We start from the raw sequence: 14,767 nt of genomic DNA on the forward strand, positions 1-14,767 counted from the left end.
GCGTGATCCGCGCCACAGTTCCAGGCTACGAGAGATGCGAGATGTCGTTCACCAAGCGGACCGAGGCGTTGCCGTCCGGGTAGAACTCGACGATCGACAGCGAGGCCAGGTCCAGGTGCAGACGGAACAGCAGCGACGGCCCGGCGTCCAGGCCCATCCGCAGCAGCGCCTTGATCGGCGTGACGTGGCTGACGAGCACCAGTGTCCGTCCGCCGTACTGCGCGATCAGCTCGTCGCGGGCCTTGCGGACACGCCGGTGGACGCCGTCGAAACTCTCCCCGCCCGGCGCCGCGATCGAAGTGTCGGAGAGCCAGCTGGTCTGGAATTCGGGGTCGCGGTCCATGGCCTCTTTGAAGGTGAGGCCCTCCCAGTCGCCGAAATCGGTCTCGATCAGCCCGGGATGGGTCTCGACCCGGCCGCCGAGCGCGTCCGCGATCGCCTGCGCGGTCTGCTGGGTGCGGATCAGCGGTGAGGCGATGATCGGCGCGACCTCGCCGTCGACGACCAGGCCCTCCATCGCGCCGAGGCGTTTCGCGGCGGCGGCCGCCTGCTGCTTGCCGTGCTCGGTGAGCGGCACGTCGCCGCGGCCGGAGTACCGCTTGTCGACCGACATCGCCGTCTGGCCGTGCCGCACGAGGAGCAGTTTGGTCGGCGTCCCGGTCGCGCCGGTCCAGCCGACCGGGCTGATCCTGTCCTGCTTCACGGTCTTCTCGGGCGGTTCCGGCTTGTTCGCGGCCCCGGCGTCCATCGCCTCGTTCGCGAGCCCGTCCGCATGGGAGTTCTCCGCGCGCGGGATCCACTCGTAACGCACCCGCGAGAAGCGCGCAGCCAGCTCATTGGCCTCGGCGTTCAGCGGCCGCATCGACGGGTGCTTGACCTTCCAGCGCCCGGACATCTGCTCCACCACGAGCTTCGAGTCCATCCGGACGTCCACAGTGGACGCTCCGAGTTCGGCGGCGGCGGTGAGTCCGGCGATCAGGCCGCCGTACTCGGCGACGTTGTTGGTCGCGATGCCGACGAAGGCCTTGCGCTCGGCGAGCACCTCGCCGGTGGCCGCGTCCTTGACGACCGCGCCGTACCCGGCGGGACCGGGGTTGCCCCGGGACCCGCCGTCGGCCTCGACGAGCACGTGCTCGGTCACAGGCCGGACTCCAGCGTGCGCACCAGGATGGCGCCGCAGTTCTCGCACTGGATGACGTTGTCCTCGGGGGCGGCCTTGATCTCGGCGATCTCGCGCCGGTCGATGTCGAGCTGGCAGGCGCCGCAGCGGCGGGCCCGCAGCAGCGCCGCGCCGATGCCCTTGTGCGCCCGGACCCGCTCGTAGAGCTTCAGCAGGTCTTCGGGGAAGCGCGGCAGGAGCTTGGCGCGGTCTTCGTCGCGGCGCGCCTTCGTGGTGTCGAGGTCGGTGAAGTTCTCGTCGCGACGGCTGACGGCTTCGGCGACCTCGCCCTCGGCCTTCGCGACCTCGGCGCTGGTGCGCTGGGCGTCGAGTTCGAGCGCCTCTCGGCGCTCCATCAGCTCCAGCAGGTCGTCTTCGAGCGCGGACTGGCGCCGGTTCAGGCTGTTCAGCTCGTGCTCGATGTCGGCCATCTGCTTCGCCGCGACGGAACCGGATTCGAGGAGCTTGCGGTCGCGGTCGCCACGGGCGCGGACCGACTCGATCTCCTTCTCCTGGCGGCCGATCTCGCGGTCGAGGTCGGACGCCGCCGTCTGGACCGAGACCAGCGCGTCCCGTCGTTCGCGAACCGTCTTCTCGCCCGCGTCGATCTCGGCGATCTCCGGCAGGGTGCGACGGCGGTGGGCGGTACGCGCGAGTTCGGCGTCCACCTTCGCGAGTTCGAGCAGCTGTCGCTGGACGGCGGGATCGGCCTTCACGGTGCTCCTTGAAGTTCTTAGTGCTCGGTTCGGGTGGCCCGTAGCGTCCACGGGTCGGTGCACCGCGTGGAGACGTGAACGTCGACGTTACCCGCAAACGCGGCACGGACGACGTCCGAGGCTTGCTCACACCACGGCCATTCGCTCGCCCAGTGCGTCACGCCGACCAGGGCGGGGACTTCGGCGATCTCGGCGAGGTGTTCGCCGGCGGGATGATGCCGGAGGTCCGCGGTGACGTACGCGTCGACCCCGGCCGCGGTGGCCCGCTTGAGATAGCTGTCGCCGGAGCCGCCGGAAACGGCGACGCGGCGGATCAGGCGATCCGGGTCGCCCGCGCCGTAGACCCCGGGTTCGGTGCGGGGCAAGGCGTTCGCGACCCGTTCGACGAAGGCGGAAAGCGGTTCGGGCGCAGGCAGTTCGCCGATGCGGCCGATGCCGGTGACGCCGTCTTCGCGAGGGTCGAGCGGACCGAGGACGGTCAGGCCGATGGCGTCCGCGAGCGCGTCGGAGACGCCGGGCGAGGCGGAATCGGCGTTGGTGTGCGCGCAATAGAGGGCGACGCCCGCGCGGATCAGGCGGTGCACGAGACGCCCCTTGGCGCTGTCGGCCGGGACGCCGTGGACGCCGCGCAGCAGCAGCGGGTGGTGCGCGACGATCAGCTGCGCGCCGCCATCGATCGCCTCGTCGACGGTCTCGTCGACCGGGTCGACGCAGAACAGGACCTTGGCCACGTTCTCGGCCGGGTCGCCGCAGACGAGTCCGACGGCGTCCCACGATTCGGCGAGTTCGGGCGGATACGCCTGCTCCAGGGCGGCGATGACTTCGGCTAACGCGGGCACCGGGGGATCCTCGCATGTAGCGTTTCGGGACATGCGACTTCGGGTGCTCTGCGTGCTGCTCGTGGCCGGACTGCTGGCGGTGCCCGCGCCCGCCTCGGCGTCTCCGGGGTTCTGGACACTGACCGATCTGGCCGCGCGGCGCGTGCAGATCGCCGACAAGGTCGCGGCCGCGAAGTTCGGCACGCCGTCGCCGATCGACGACCCGGTCCGGGAACGGCAGATCCTCGACTCGGTCGCGGCGAAAGCGCCCGGTCTCGGCCTCGACGCCGACGACGTCGTGCGGTTCTTCCGCGACCAGATCGAGGCGAACAAGGTCGTGCAACGCGGCCTGTACGCGAAGTGGACCGAGCACCCCGGGACGCGGCCGCCGGAACGGCCCGATCTGGGGACCGAGGTCCGGCCGGTGATCGACCGGCTCAACACCGGCCTGCTCGCCGAACTCGCGGCGGCCCGGGACGCGCGGGCGCGGGCGTCCTGCGACGTGCGGCTGGCGGTCACCGTGCGGCTGGTGGACGCGCGACGCGGGCTGGACCGGTTGCATTCGGTGGCGCTCGGGGAGTCCGTCCGGTCGGCCTGCGCGCACCCCTGACCGCGGGGCGGGAGCAAGGGACCTTTGCTCTCGCCGGGGTCGCTGACCTGCGGAAAGAGAGCAAGGGACCTTTGCTGTCGCCTCCGTCAGTCCAGCGCCTTCGCGTCCTTGTTGATCGCCCAGCGGCCGGCCGCGCGCATCACGCGGCCCGTCCACAACATCGCCCGGTAGGCCGTCGTGTGATCGGGGGTGTCGGGCTCGACGACCTGGTACGGCGCGACGGACGCGCTGGTCCGGAGGTGCAACGGCATCCTGGTCATCGCCTCTTTCGGCGATCTGGCCTGGACGAAGTGGTGCTCCGACAGGATCCGCCCGACCTCGTAGGGGTGCGGAAGCTTGACGGTGATGCGATACCACCGGAGCCCGGTTGCCGGGGACTCGACGATGGGTAGTGGTGCGCTCATACGCGACCTTCCTGCGTGTTTCTCTGCAGGAGGTCTACTCCCGCTTCGTCCCCGCTTTCCAGTTCGACGCGCCGGGTAGCCGTTCGGAGCCGGTGAGCGGTCGATGTCCGGCGGCCTTCACACTGATCGGGTGCTGCACATCGTCTTCGTCTGTTCCGGCAACATCTGCCGCTCCCCGATGGCCGAGCTCGTCTTCCGCGCGAAGGTCGAGGAGGCCGGTCTCGACCACCTCGTCCAGGTGTCCAGCGCGGGCACCGGCGGCTGGCACGTGGGCGAGGCCGCCGACAAGCGGGCCCGTGCGAAGCTGGCCGAACACGGTTATCCGACCGGTCACGTCGCGGCCGAGGTCGACCGCGGGCATCTGGCCGCCGACCTGCTGCTCGCGGCGGACGAGAGTCACCTGTCGTTCCTCCGGCGCAAGGTGCCGGACCGGACGAAGGTCCGCCTGCTGCGCGAGTTCGACCCGTCCGCGCCCGAAGGCGCCGAGGTCCCCGACCCGTATTACGGCGAAGACGACGGTTTCGAGGACGTCCTCGGCATGATCGAGCGGTCCGTTCCGGGCCTGCTCGACTGGGTGCGCGCACACGCCTGAGGCGGACCGCTTACCGTGGTGGGGTGCGGTTGAAGTTCCTGCTGAAGCCCGGATGGCTGGCGTTGACGTTGGTGGTGTTCACCTTCGCCGTCACCTGCTTCACGCTGCTGGCGCCCTGGCAGTTCTCCCGCAACACCGAACGCGAGCACCAGAACGCGGCGCTGCGGGAGTCGTTCTCCGGGCAGCCGCGGTCGCTGGAGCAGCTGCTCCCCAACGGGGCCGTGCCTGATCCGCGCACCGAATGGCACCTGGTCGCGATGAAGGGCACGTACCTTCCCGAGGGCGAGGTCGTGGCGCGCCTTCGCTCCGTACAGGGCGAAGCGGCCTTCGAGGTTCTGACGCCGTTCCGGACCGTCGAAGGCACGATCGTGCTGGTGGACCGCGGGTACGTCCGGCTCGACGACAAGTCGCGAGCCCTCCCCTTCGCCGCGCCTCCCGCCGGGACGGTCGACATCGTCACGCGGGCACGGCACGACGAGCGGGACGGGAAGAACCGCGACGCCTTCGCCGACGAGTCGACCGGCGGGAAGCTCCAGAGCTACGTCGTCGATTCGCAGGTCGTCGCGCGGGCCGCGAAGCTGGACATCCGGCCGGGCTACTTCCAGCTCGACGTGGACCAGCCCGGCGTGCTGGGCGCGCTGCCGCTGCCGCAGACCGATGCCGGGCCGTTCTTCTCCTACGCGCTCCAGTGGATCGCGTTCGGGGTGATGGCGTTGCTGGGCTGGCTGTACTTCACCGTCCGGGAGCTGAAGCCGGGCGGCGCGCTGACCACGGAACGGCCGCAGCGGCGCAAGAGTGTCGCCGAGCTGCTGGCCGAGGACGAACGTTCCGAAGTGGTCACCTGATCCGACGCGAAAATGGACCTTTTATGGGTCCATTGCGCGCGGTCATACTCCGCTCATGCTGATTCACCCGTGGGACGCCGCCCACGACGACGCCGAATGGCGGGCCTGGCTCTCGGCGCACGACTTCGGCCAGCTGATCGCCGGCGGCGCGGGCCGCGACCTGCCGATCGTCAACCCGGTGCACTTCGTCTTCGACGGCGACCGGACGGTCCTGCTGCATCTCGCGCGCCCCAACCCGGTCTGGCCGCTGCTGGAGGACCACCCGCGCGCGCTGCTCGCGGTGACCGACGACCACACCTACATCCGCTCCGAATGGAACACCCCGGCCGACCCGCCGCACGGCGTCCCGACGTCGTATTACGCGTCCGTCCAGCTCGAATGCGACGTCCGCCTGGTCGACGACGCGGCGGAGAAGGCCGCGCTCCTGGACCGGCAGCTCGCGCACTTCGAACCCGGCTCGGGCCGGGTGGGGGTCAGCTCCACCGAGGCGCCGGACAAACGGCTGCTCCCCGGCATCCGCGGCGTCGAGCTGACCGTGACCGGGGTGCGGGCGAAGTTCAAGTACGGCGGGAACAAGCAGCCCGCCGACCGCTCACGGATCGACGCGGAGCTGGAGCGGCGCGATGGCCCCGGGGACGGTCAGGCGCGGGCGCAGCTGGCGCGGCGGGAGCGATAGCAAAGGTCCCTTGCTCCCCCGGAGATCGGCGGTTGGGCCGTCTCGCGGTGACTGTGTGGATTTTGGTGCGTCTGACGCACCAAAATCCACACAGTCCGTGTTCACGACTACTCGGCGTACAGGGTGTGTGGAAATAGGGACACTCAACGTCCCTATTTCCACACAGCGCCCGCGACAGCAAAGGTCCCCTGCTCCCCCGGCCGCGAAACAGCGAGGTCAGCGCCGCCGTCGCCGAAGACCGACGAGACCCGCCAGCACCACCGAGCTGATCGCGCCCAGCCACCCGACCACCCGCGAAAGCTCGACGGCCCGCGTCACGTGCCCGGCGTCCGGGTTACGGCCGATGCCGAGCACCGGCAATTCCTCGACCCCGTGCGGGTACACCGTCCGCCCGCCGACCCGGATCTCCAGCGCCCCGGCGAAAGCGGCCTCGACGCGGCCCGCGTTCGGGCTCGGGTGCGCGGCCGTGTCCCGCCGCCACGCCCGCCACGCGCCGCCCGCCGAACCGCCGACGACCGGCGCCGCGAGCACGGTCAGCCCGGCCGCGACCCGCGTGGGCACGAGATGGACGACTTCGTCCAGCCGGGCGACGAGCCAGCGGTACCGCTCGGTCCGTCCCCTGCCGAGGCCCCGCAGCATGCTGATCACGCGCGAGCCGAGCAGGCCCGGCACCCCGGCCAGCGCTCCCCAGACCAGCGGCGCGATGACGACGTCCGCGGTGTTCTCGGCGAGCGTCTCCACCGAAGCGCGCGAAAGGCCGATGACGCCCAGGTCGTCGGGGACCCGGGGGTCCAGTGTGGACAGTGTGCCGCGGGCGGTTTCGAGTTCGCCTTCTTCGAGGTCCCGCGCGAGCGACGTGCCGTGCGCGGCCAGTCCGGCGGCGCCGAGGACGGCCCAGGTGGTCACCGCGGTCGTGGTCGCCTGCAGGACGGGGCTGCGCCGTCCTGCGCGTTCGGCGAGCACGCCCGCCAGGACGGCCGAGCCCGCGAGGCCGCCGGTCCACAGCACGCCGGCCGCCGGGTGCTTCGACCGGACCTTCGCGTCCACCGCCGAAGCCGCCCTGGCGAACGCCGTCACCGGACGCCGTGACCGGGGATCCCCGATCGCCCCGTCCGCGGCCACCCCCAACACCAAGCCGATCGCGCGCGCCGCGCTCACCGTCGCCCCCTGCATGCAGTAGACCTCGAAGACCTGCCGAGATTACTCGAAGATCATCCGTCCAGAAGGACGGCCATCTCGTCACGCGCCTGGATGACGATGTCCCGCATCGCGCGTTCGGCCCGGTCAGGGTCGCCGGCGTCGACGGCGGCCGCGACCTCGACGTGCAGCGCGACGGCCTCGGGCTGGGGTTCTTCCGGCATCAGCCCGTGCCCGGTGCGACCGGCGAGCACTTCGGCGACGACCGCGGAAAGCTGCGCGAACATCGGATTCCGCGATGCGGCCAGCAGCAGATCGTGGAAAGCGACGTCGTGCCCCAGGAAGGTCGTGAGGTCACGCCGGTGCGCCGTCTCCTCCAGCCGCTTCGCCAGCGCGCGGAGACGGCCGCCCTCTTCCGGCGTCGCCCGCAGCGCGGCGAACCGGGCCGCACACGGCTCGACACCGGAGCGCAGTTCGGTCAGCGTGCGCAACGCGGCCTTCCGCTCGGATCCGTCGAGTTGCCAGCGGAGCAGTCTCGGGTCGTAATGGTTCCACTCACGCGGCTCGCGGACGATCACCCCGACCCGGCGCTTGCTGCTGGTCAGGCACATCGCTTCGAGGACGCGCACCACCTCGCGCGCCACCGTCCGGGACGCGCCGAACCGCTCCTGCAACTCCTCGGAACGCAGCACGGAACCCGGCGGCAACTGTCCGTTCGCGATCGCGGAGCCGACCGCGTCGAGCATTTCGGCATGCCTGTCATTGCCCACCAGGCGACCCTAACGTTCTGACTCGATTAAGTAGTACTTCATCTTGCTTAAGTAGTACTTTTGAGCTGTACTCGTCCCGGCTACAACGACGTGGGAGGTACGGATGACCGTCATCGTGGTGATGGGTGTTTCCGGCTCGGGCAAGACGACCGTGGGCACGGCACTCGCCGAACGCCTCGGCGTCGACTACGCCGAGGCGGACACGTTCCATCCGCAGGCGAACATCGACAAGATGAGCTCCGGCCACCCGCTGAACGACGAGGACCGGCGACCCTGGCTCGAAGCCATCGCCGCCTGGATCTCCGACCACCAGTCCTCCGGCGGCGTCGTCACCTCTTCCGCGCTCAAGCATCGCTACCGCGACATCCTGCGGGGTGGCGGAAAAGTCTGGTTCCTGCACCTCCACGGCGACCGTGACCTGCTCGCGGAACGGATGAAGCACCGCTCCGGTCACTTCATGCCGGTGTCCCTTTTGGACTCCCAGCTCGCCGACCTCGAGCCGCTGCGACCGGACGAGTACGGCCTCGTCGCCGACATCGCGATGAAGCCGGAAGAAATCGTCGAAACCGCCCTCTCCGCTTTCGAGGACCTCTCATGACCACCACTCTCGCCGCCGCCTGGACCGGACACGACACCCGTCTCATCGGCGCGACGGTGCTCGCCATCGCCGTGATCGTCGTCCTGATCACCAAGGCGAAGCAGCATCCGTTCCTGGCCCTCATCCTCGGTTCCGGCGTGCTCGGGCTCGTCGGGGGCATGCCGGTCGACAAGCTGATCAAGAGCTTCAGCTCCGGTGTCGGCTCCACCGTCGCCTCGGTCGGCGTGCTGATCGCGCTCGGCGCGATGCTCGGAAAACTGCTCGCCGACTCCGGCGGCGCGGATCAGATCGTCGACACCATCCTGCGCCGCGCGGGCGACCGCGCCCTGCCGTGGGCGATGGCTCTGGTCGCCGTGCTGATCGGGCTGCCGATGTTCTTCGAAATCGGCCTGGTCATGCTGATCCCGGTAATCCTGCTGGTCGCGAAGCGCACCGGGAAACCGTTGCTGATGCTGGGAATCCCCGCGCTCGCCGGGCTTTCGGTGCTGCACGGTCTCGTCCCGCCGCACCCCGGCCCGCTCGCCGCCGCGGGCGCGCTGAACGCGAACGTCGGCCTCACCCTGGCCTTCGGCCTGCTCGTCGCGATCCCGACGGTGATCATCGCCGGACCGCTGTTCGGCAGGCTGGCCGCGAAGATGGTCCCGGACGCCGTCGCGCCGGAAAGGCTCGTCCCGGAGTCCTCGTCCGAAGAAGGCCGCCGCCCCGGTTTCCTCGCGACGCTGTCCACCGTGCTGCTGCCGGTCGCCCTGATGATGGGCAAGGCACTCGCGGACATCCTGCTGGACAAGGAGAACCATCTCCGCCGCGTGCTCGACTTCATCGGCGATCCGCTGGTCGCCCTGCTCGCCGCGGTCCTGCTCGGCATGCTCACCCTGGGCAAATCGGCGGGCTTCACGCGCGACAAGCTGTCGTCCACGGTGGCCGATTCGCTCCCTCCGATCGCCGGCATCCTGCTCATCGTCGGCGCGGGCGGCGGGTTCAAGCAGACCCTCGTCGACGCCGGGGTCGGCGACGTCATCACCAGCCTGGCCACCGGCGCGAACCTGTCGCCACTGCTGCTCGGCTGGCTGGTCGCGGTCGCGATCCGGCTCGCCACCGGCTCCGCGACGGTCGCGACCGTGTCCGCCGCCGGCATCGTGGCGCCGCTCGCGGCGACCATGGACCCGTCGCACAGCGCGCTGCTGGTACTGGCGATCGGCGCCGGTTCGCTGTTCTTCTCGCACGTCAACGACGCCGGGTTCTGGCTGGTCAAGGAGTACTTCGGGCTTTCGGTCGGGCAGACGCTGAAGAGCTGGTCGATCATGGAGACGATCATTTCCGTGGCGGCGATCGCGCTGATCCTGCCACTCGGCGCCCTTCTTTCGTGACCACCGGTTGACATGTGACCTTTTGGTCACCTATTCTTCCGACGTGCCTGACGACGACCTGGTTTTCAAGGCCCTGGCGGATCCGACCCGCAGGTTCCTCCTCGACCAGCTGTTCGCGCGTGACGGCCGCACGCTGACCGAACTCGAGTCCGAAGTGGACATGAGCCGGTTCGGGGTGATGAAGCACTTGAAGCTGTTGGAAGAAGCCGGACTTGTCGTCACGCGCAAGGAGGGCCGGGAGAAGAAGCATTTCCTCAACCCGGTTCCGATCAGGCAGATCCACGACCGGTGGATCGACAAGTTCACCGAGCGCACCGTGACCGCGTTGCTCGAACTCAAAGCCGAACTGGAAACCGAGGAGCCCTCATGACCGACACCCAGGTCTACCGCGTCTACATCAAGGCCACCCCGGAGAAGATCTGGGAGGCCCTCACGAAGCCCGAGTGGTCGCAGAAGTACGGCTACACCGGCTTGGTCGACTACGACCTGCGACCGGGTGGCAAGCACGCCACCCACCCGACGAAGGACTACGTCGACGCCGGGTTCACGAACGACCTGGTCGACGGCGAGGTGCTCGAAGCCGACCCGCCGCGCAAGCTGGTCATCACCTGGAAACTGCGGATGGACCCGTCCTTCGACAAGGAGCCGTACACCAAGCTCACCTACGAGATCGAAGAGACGAAGACCGCGGGCACCCGGCTGACCGTCACCCACGACGTCACCGGCGCGCCGACGACGGCCGCGCTGGTCAACGGTTCGCAGGAGGACATCGACGCCGGACCGGGCGAGAACGCCGGTGGCGGCTGGAACTGGATCCTCTCGGACCTCAAGTCGCTGCTGGAGACGGACGCGCCGCTCGTCCACGCCGCTTCCTGAGCCGATGGTCCGTGAAGGCCTCCTTGAGGGACTCTGAGTCCCTCAAGGAGGCCTTCACGGACATTCAGACCCGCTTGGTGGCGGCCTTCAGGGAGGACTTGGAGGTGTCCGGAGCGCCGATGGTGTCCAGCGCGAACAGCGCCGCACCGACCACGGGGGCGACGTCGACGACCTGGATCGAGGCGCGCGGAGCCACCTTCAGGCACCGTCGCTCGATCTCCGCGATCACCGGCGCGCCGACGCCGGTCAGCACTCCCCCGCCGAGGATGACTTCGGGTGCTTCCCCGGTCAGTTCGAGCCGCCGCAGGATGACCGCGACCAGGACCGCGACCTCGTCGACGAACCGGTCGACCACGTCCTGCGCCACCTCGTCGCCGTCCGCCGCGACGGCGAACAGCAGCGGGCACAGGCCATGGATCGAGTCGGAGTGCAGATCCTCGAAGTGCAGGCGCCGCACCACTTCCAGCACCGAAGACGCCTCGAAGTGCGCGATGACGGCCGCCCGCAACGCCGTGGCCGGACCCCGGCCGTCCTCGGCGCGGACGGCCCACCACAGCGCTTCTTCACCCAGCCGGTAGCCGCCGCCCCAGTCACCGGAGATCTTGCCCAGCGCCGGGAACCGCTGCTCACGGCCGTCGGAGCTGACGCCGGCGCCGTTGATCCCGGCGCCGCACACCACCGCCACGCCCGTCCCGTCGGAACTGCCCGCGCGCAGCAGCGCGAGCGTGTCGTTGCCGACGATCAGCGTGTCGCTCCAGCCGCGGGCGGCCAGCGCCGCGTGCAGGACCGCTTCCTCCTCGGGGAAATCCAGCCCCGCGAGATAGGCCGACGTATGCGCCGCGAACGGCCGTTCGCCGGGGAGCCCTGCCCCGCGAAGGGCCTCCAGGACCAGCTTCTCCAGTAGCCGGACGCTGGCCTCGACCCCGATGTTCTGCGGGGACGCGCCCGGCCCCCGCGACTGCCCGAGCACCCGCCCGTCCCGGGAGACGATCAGGACGTCGGTCTTGCTGTTGCCTCCGTCGATCGCGACGACGACGTCCCGTGAGCCGCCCGTCATGCCCCCGCCCACGGCAGGAACTCACGGTTGACCTGCACGAGCGTGTCGGCGAGCTGGTCGGCCTTGGTGTACTGCCCGACCAGCGGATGCGCGAGCAGCGCGTCGGCCACCCGGTCCCGGCCGCCCTTGATCGCCGCCTCCAGCGCGAGGTGCTCGTACGCGGTCACCCCCGCGATGAGCCCGGCGAACCGCTGCTCCACCGGCGCCTGCGGGATCGGGCGCGGGCCTTTTCCTTCCACAAGGGACGGAACCTCGATGACGGCGTCGTCCGGGAGGAAGTCGAAAGTGCCTTCATTGCGGACGTTGACGACGTGCTCCTCCGCGGGACCTCCCGAGGTGAGCGCGTGCACGAGCTGCACCGCGGCCTCGGAATAGTAGGCGCCGCCCCGCTTTTCGAGCTGCTCCGGTTTGGTCACCACCTCCGGGTCGAGGTACACCTTGAGCAGTTCCTCCTCGACGTCGCTGACGACGTCCGCGCGCGGCCGCTCGGTGCGCTGCTTCATGACCTGCTCGTCGTGCCCGTAGTAGTACTTCAGGTAGTACGACGGCACGACGTTCATCCGCCGCATCCACTCGACCGGCGCGGTGACGTGCTCGCCGAGGAATTCCGCGTGCTCGGCGAGGAGTTCCGGCAGGCGGTCCTCGCCGTTGACGAGCACCTTCCGTTCCCAGCTCAGGTGGTTCAGCCCGGTGTGGACGAGTTTGACGTCGTCGATGCCGGCGCCGAGCAGGCTCGCGAACGTGCGCTGCAGGTGGATCGCGACGTTGCACAGGCCGACGGCGCGGTGGCCCTCGTTCAGCAGCGCGCGGGTGACGATGCCGACCGGGTTGGTGAAGTTGACGATCCAGGTGTCGTCACCGGCGATCTTCCGGACCCTGTCGGCGATGTCGAGCACCACTGGCACGGTGCGCAGCGCCTTCGCGAGGCCGCCCGCGCCCGTGGTCTCCTGCCCGACGCAGCCGCACGCGTGCGGGAACGTCTCGTCCCCGCGCCGCGCCCGCTGCCCGCCGACCCGAAGCTGGATCAGCACCGCCGAAGCGCCTTCGACGCCCTCTTCGAGACTGGCGGTGGTGCGGACCCGCGCCGGATGCCCGGCGTGGCTCAGCAACCGGTTGCTGAAGTCGCCGACCGCCTCCACCCGGTAGGCGTCCGGATCGATCAGCACGATCTCGTCGACGTCCAAAGTGGACCGCCGCCCGGCGATCCCGTCGATCAGCTCGGGCGTGTACGTGGAACCGCCACCGACGACTGCCAGTTTCATCCCTTGACCCCTGTGAATGTGATGCCCTTGACGAAGGACTTCTGCGCGAACACGAACAGCACGATCACCGGCAGCATGATCAGCGCGGTGGCCGCCATGGTGAGATTCCATTCCACGTGATGCATACCGCGGAACGACGCGATCGCCAGTGAGAGCGGCCAGCTGTCCCGGGTCTCACCGGTGTAGAGCAGCGGGCCGAAATAGTCGTTCCAGGTGAACAGGAAACAGAACATCGCGGTGGCCGCGATCCCCGGCTTCGCCATCGGGATCAGCACCTTGACCATCGCCTGGAACTCGGTGCAGCCGTCGATCTTCGCCGCTTCGAGGTAGTCCTTCGGAATGGTGAGGAAGAACTGCCGCAGCAGGAAGATCGAGAACGCGTCGAAGAAGAAGTACGGCACGATCAGCGGAACCAGCGTCCCGGTGAAACCGAGTCGCACCCACAGGTCGTACAGCGGCACGACGGTGACCTGCGGGGGCAGCATCATCGCGGCGACGGTCAGCATGAAGAACAGGTTCTGCCCGCGGAACTTCAGCTTCGAAAGCGCGTACGCGGCCGGGATCGCCGAGACGAGCGCCCCGGCGGTGGCCAGCGTCGAATACAGCATGCTGTTGCCGAAGTACTGCAACAGCGGCGCCTTTTCGAACACCTCGATGAAGTTCTCGAAGTGCCATTCCTTCGGCCAGAAGTTCGACGAAAGCGCCTGATCGCTGGACATCACCGCGGTGAGGAACACGAACAGGATGGGCAGCATGAAGATCACGCCCATCGCGATGCCCACGCTGTGCGTCGCGATCCAGTACAGCTTCTTGTCCCATTGGCGCCGCACCCGCACCTTCGGTGGTTCGGACGCCGGGGCGGTGTGCCGGGGCTCGGCCAGGGTGGTCATCCGCCCTCCTCCTGGTGCTGGGTCTTGCGCATCTGGCGGACCAGGACCCAGGTGAACCCGGCCGAGACGACGAACAGCAGGACCGCCATCGCCGCCGCGTAACCCATGTTGAAGTACCGGAAACCCTGGACGTACAGCCAAACCGGATAGGTCAGCGTCGAATTCTGTGGTGCGCCGATGAATCTCGTGTTGCCCGCGACGTCCGCCGCGCCCGCGGCCGACGAGCCCGCGACGATCGCCTGCGTGAAGAACTGCAGCGCGAAGATCATCGAGTTGACGACGCCGAACAGCAGCACCGGCGAGATCGACGGGAGCGTGACGTGCCAGAACCGGCGGACCGGTCCGGCGCCGTCGAGTTCGGCGGCCTCGTACTGCTCCTGCGGCACGTCGAGCAGCGCCGCCAGGATGATGATCATCAGCTCGCCCGACCCCCACATCACCAGCAGGGTCAGCGCGGGCTTCGACATCGCCGGGTCGTTGAACCACAGGCCGCCGTCGATGCCGATCGTCCGCAGGAACGCGTTGACCGGGCCGTATTCCGGGTTGAACAGGAACACGAACGCCAGGGTCGCCGCGGCGGGCGGGGCCAGCGAGGGCAGGTAGCAGAGCGTCCGCACCAGGCCGACGCCCGACTTCAGCCGGGAGATGATCGAGGCCACGCCGAGCGCGAACACGACCCGGCAGAACGTCAGGACGATCACCAGCCACAGCGTGTTGTACGCGGCGGTGCCGACCAGCTGCTCGCTGGTGAACATCCGGATGTAGTTGTCGAAGCCGATGAACTCGGGCGCGTTGATCAGGTCGTAGCGGGTGAACGAGTAGTACACCGTGGCGATCAGCGGGTAGCCGAAGAAGATCAGGAACCCGAGCATCGCCGGTGCGATGAAGTAGAAGACCGTGCGACGGCGGCGCGCTGCGTTCCTCTTCCGCGTCCGGGTGGACGCGGAAGAGGAACCGACCGCCCTGGAATCCAGGGTCGTTGTCATGCGA

At 69.2% G+C, this 14,767-nt stretch carries 18 protein-coding genes; 8 read left to right on the forward strand and 10 right to left on the reverse strand.

Annotated elements, in window-relative coordinates; all coding sequences use genetic code 11:
• Positions 1-25 precede the first annotated feature (25 nt).
• Genes AB0N89_RS26820 through AB0N89_RS26830 form a run of 3 tightly spaced genes read right to left on the reverse strand, consistent with a single transcriptional unit; the run spans position 26 to position 2,714 of the window.
• The gene (locus AB0N89_RS26820) at positions 26-1,141 is read right to left on the reverse strand and encodes a bifunctional RNase H/acid phosphatase (protein ID WP_364209430.1); all 1,116 of its coding nucleotides are present in this window, start codon (positions 1,139-1,141) and stop codon (positions 26-28) included.
• Positions 1,138-1,875: a C4-type zinc ribbon domain-containing protein gene (locus tag AB0N89_RS26825; RefSeq protein WP_364209433.1), complete on the reverse strand. Its 738-nt coding sequence runs from the start codon at positions 1,873-1,875 to the stop codon at positions 1,138-1,140. Before AB0N89_RS26825 ends, AB0N89_RS26820 begins: the two co-directional genes overlap by 4 nt.
• A 17-nt stretch (positions 1,876-1,892) precedes the next feature.
• Positions 1,893-2,714, reverse strand: a complete 822-nt coding sequence (locus AB0N89_RS26830) for a Nif3-like dinuclear metal center hexameric protein (protein ID WP_364209436.1) — start codon at positions 2,712-2,714, stop codon at positions 1,893-1,895.
• 31 nt (positions 2,715-2,745) lie between these two features.
• Between AB0N89_RS26830 and AB0N89_RS26835 the strand changes: the two genes are divergently transcribed.
• Positions 2,746-3,303, forward strand: a complete 558-nt coding sequence (locus tag AB0N89_RS26835) for a chorismate mutase (RefSeq protein WP_364209439.1) — start codon at positions 2,746-2,748, stop codon at positions 3,301-3,303.
• An 86-nt stretch (positions 3,304-3,389) separates the two neighbouring features.
• On the opposite strand, the gene AB0N89_RS26840 is transcribed toward AB0N89_RS26835, so the two are convergent.
• A complete protein-coding gene (locus AB0N89_RS26840; protein WP_364209442.1) occupies positions 3,390-3,707 on the reverse strand; it encodes a hypothetical protein in 318 nt (105 codons plus the stop codon).
• Positions 3,708-3,837: 130 nt separating this feature from the next.
• Between AB0N89_RS26840 and AB0N89_RS26845 the strand changes: the two genes are divergently transcribed.
• From AB0N89_RS26845 to AB0N89_RS26855, 3 genes are read left to right on the forward strand one after another with little or no spacing between them, the layout of a single operon-like run.
• Positions 3,838-4,299 carry a low molecular weight protein-tyrosine-phosphatase gene (locus AB0N89_RS26845; RefSeq protein ID WP_364209445.1) on the forward strand — a complete coding sequence of 154 codons (462 nt, stop codon included), beginning with the start codon at positions 3,838-3,840 and terminating at the stop codon, positions 4,297-4,299.
• 23 nt (positions 4,300-4,322) lie between these two features.
• Positions 4,323-5,144, forward strand: a complete 822-nt coding sequence (locus AB0N89_RS26850) for an SURF1 family cytochrome oxidase biogenesis protein (RefSeq protein WP_364209448.1) — start codon at positions 4,323-4,325, stop codon at positions 5,142-5,144.
• Positions 5,145-5,199: 55 nt separating this feature from the next.
• Positions 5,200-5,820 carry an FMN-binding negative transcriptional regulator gene (locus AB0N89_RS26855; protein ID WP_364209451.1) on the forward strand — a complete coding sequence of 207 codons (621 nt, stop codon included), beginning with the start codon at positions 5,200-5,202 and terminating at the stop codon, positions 5,818-5,820.
• 216 nt (positions 5,821-6,036) lie between these two features.
• Here AB0N89_RS26855 and AB0N89_RS26860 read toward each other — a convergent pair whose 3' ends face one another.
• The gene (locus AB0N89_RS26860) at positions 6,037-6,993 is read right to left on the reverse strand and encodes a CobD/CbiB family cobalamin biosynthesis protein (protein WP_364209453.1); all 957 of its coding nucleotides are present in this window, start codon (positions 6,991-6,993) and stop codon (positions 6,037-6,039) included.
• 38 nt (positions 6,994-7,031) lie between these two features.
• Positions 7,032-7,703 (reverse strand): FCD domain-containing protein, encoded by a 672-nt coding sequence (locus AB0N89_RS26865; protein WP_364209521.1) that lies wholly within the window; start codon positions 7,701-7,703, stop codon positions 7,032-7,034.
• A gap of 127 nt (positions 7,704-7,830) precedes the next feature.
• On the opposite strand from AB0N89_RS26865, the gene AB0N89_RS26870 reads away from it, so the two are divergent.
• Genes AB0N89_RS26870 through AB0N89_RS26885 form a run of 4 tightly spaced genes read left to right on the forward strand, consistent with a single transcriptional unit; the run spans position 7,831 to position 10,568 of the window.
• Positions 7,831-8,325: a gluconokinase gene (locus AB0N89_RS26870; protein WP_364209456.1), complete on the forward strand. Its 495-nt coding sequence runs from the start codon at positions 7,831-7,833 to the stop codon at positions 8,323-8,325.
• Positions 8,322-9,692, forward strand: coding sequence for a gluconate:H+ symporter (locus AB0N89_RS26875; RefSeq protein ID WP_364209459.1), 1,371 nt, complete (start codon positions 8,322-8,324; stop codon positions 9,690-9,692). Before AB0N89_RS26870 ends, AB0N89_RS26875 begins: the two co-directional genes overlap by 4 nt.
• A gap of 43 nt (positions 9,693-9,735) precedes the next feature.
• Positions 9,736-10,062 (forward strand): metalloregulator ArsR/SmtB family transcription factor, encoded by a 327-nt coding sequence (locus AB0N89_RS26880; RefSeq protein ID WP_364209462.1) that lies wholly within the window; start codon positions 9,736-9,738, stop codon positions 10,060-10,062.
• Positions 10,059-10,568: an SRPBCC family protein gene (locus AB0N89_RS26885; RefSeq protein ID WP_364209464.1), complete on the forward strand. Its 510-nt coding sequence runs from the start codon at positions 10,059-10,061 to the stop codon at positions 10,566-10,568. Before AB0N89_RS26880 ends, AB0N89_RS26885 begins: the two co-directional genes overlap by 4 nt.
• 64 nt (positions 10,569-10,632) lie before the next feature.
• On the opposite strand, the gene AB0N89_RS26890 is transcribed toward AB0N89_RS26885, so the two are convergent.
• From AB0N89_RS26890 to AB0N89_RS26905, 4 genes are read right to left on the reverse strand one after another with little or no spacing between them, the layout of a single operon-like run.
• Positions 10,633-11,637 (reverse strand): BadF/BadG/BcrA/BcrD ATPase family protein, encoded by a 1,005-nt coding sequence (locus AB0N89_RS26890; protein WP_364209467.1) that lies wholly within the window; start codon positions 11,635-11,637, stop codon positions 10,633-10,635.
• Positions 11,622-12,887, reverse strand: coding sequence for a 6-phospho-beta-glucosidase (locus tag AB0N89_RS26895; protein ID WP_364209470.1), 1,266 nt, complete (start codon positions 12,885-12,887; stop codon positions 11,622-11,624). The genes AB0N89_RS26890 and AB0N89_RS26895 overlap by 16 nt, the downstream gene beginning before the upstream one ends.
• A complete protein-coding gene (locus AB0N89_RS26900; protein ID WP_364209473.1) occupies positions 12,884-13,777 on the reverse strand; it encodes a carbohydrate ABC transporter permease in 894 nt (297 codons plus the stop codon). Before AB0N89_RS26900 ends, AB0N89_RS26895 begins: the two co-directional genes overlap by 4 nt.
• The gene (locus tag AB0N89_RS26905; RefSeq protein ID WP_364209476.1) at positions 13,774-14,763 is read right to left on the reverse strand and encodes a sugar ABC transporter permease; all 990 of its coding nucleotides are present in this window, start codon (positions 14,761-14,763) and stop codon (positions 13,774-13,776) included. Before AB0N89_RS26905 ends, AB0N89_RS26900 begins: the two co-directional genes overlap by 4 nt.
• Positions 14,764-14,767: the final 4 nt, after the last annotated feature.

It is taken from the genome of Amycolatopsis sp. NPDC089917 (assembly GCF_040684635.1).
In the GTDB taxonomy this organism is placed as follows: Bacteria; Actinomycetota; Actinomycetes; order Mycobacteriales; family Pseudonocardiaceae; genus Amycolatopsis.

What these genes read in the sequence shown, in the direction of transcription:
- AB0N89_RS26835 (WP_364209439.1), top strand. Translation starts at nt 2,746, where the DNA reads ATGCGACTTCGGGTGCTCTGCGTGCTGCTCGTGGCCGGACTGCTGGCG.
- AB0N89_RS26840 (WP_364209442.1), bottom strand. Translation starts at nt 3,707, where the DNA reads ATGAGCGCACCACTACCCATCGTCGAGTCCCCGGCAACCGGGCTCCGG.
- AB0N89_RS26855 (WP_364209451.1), top strand. Translation starts at nt 5,200, where the DNA reads ATGCTGATTCACCCGTGGGACGCCGCCCACGACGACGCCGAATGGCGG.
- AB0N89_RS26860 (WP_364209453.1), bottom strand. Translation starts at nt 6,993, where the DNA reads ATGCAGGGGGCGACGGTGAGCGCGGCGCGCGCGATCGGCTTGGTGTTG.
- AB0N89_RS26865 (WP_364209521.1), bottom strand. Translation starts at nt 7,703, where the DNA reads ATGCTCGACGCGGTCGGCTCCGCGATCGCGAACGGACAGTTGCCGCCG.
- AB0N89_RS26870 (WP_364209456.1), top strand. Translation starts at nt 7,831, where the DNA reads ATGACCGTCATCGTGGTGATGGGTGTTTCCGGCTCGGGCAAGACGACC.
- AB0N89_RS26875 (WP_364209459.1), top strand. Translation starts at nt 8,322, where the DNA reads ATGACCACCACTCTCGCCGCCGCCTGGACCGGACACGACACCCGTCTC.
- AB0N89_RS26885 (WP_364209464.1), top strand. Translation starts at nt 10,059, where the DNA reads ATGACCGACACCCAGGTCTACCGCGTCTACATCAAGGCCACCCCGGAG.
- AB0N89_RS26895 (WP_364209470.1), bottom strand. Translation starts at nt 12,887, where the DNA reads ATGAAACTGGCAGTCGTCGGTGGCGGTTCCACGTACACGCCCGAGCTG.
- AB0N89_RS26900 (WP_364209473.1), bottom strand. Translation starts at nt 13,777, where the DNA reads ATGACCACCCTGGCCGAGCCCCGGCACACCGCCCCGGCGTCCGAACCA.
- AB0N89_RS26905 (WP_364209476.1), bottom strand. Translation starts at nt 14,763, where the DNA reads ATGACAACGACCCTGGATTCCAGGGCGGTCGGTTCCTCTTCCGCGTCC.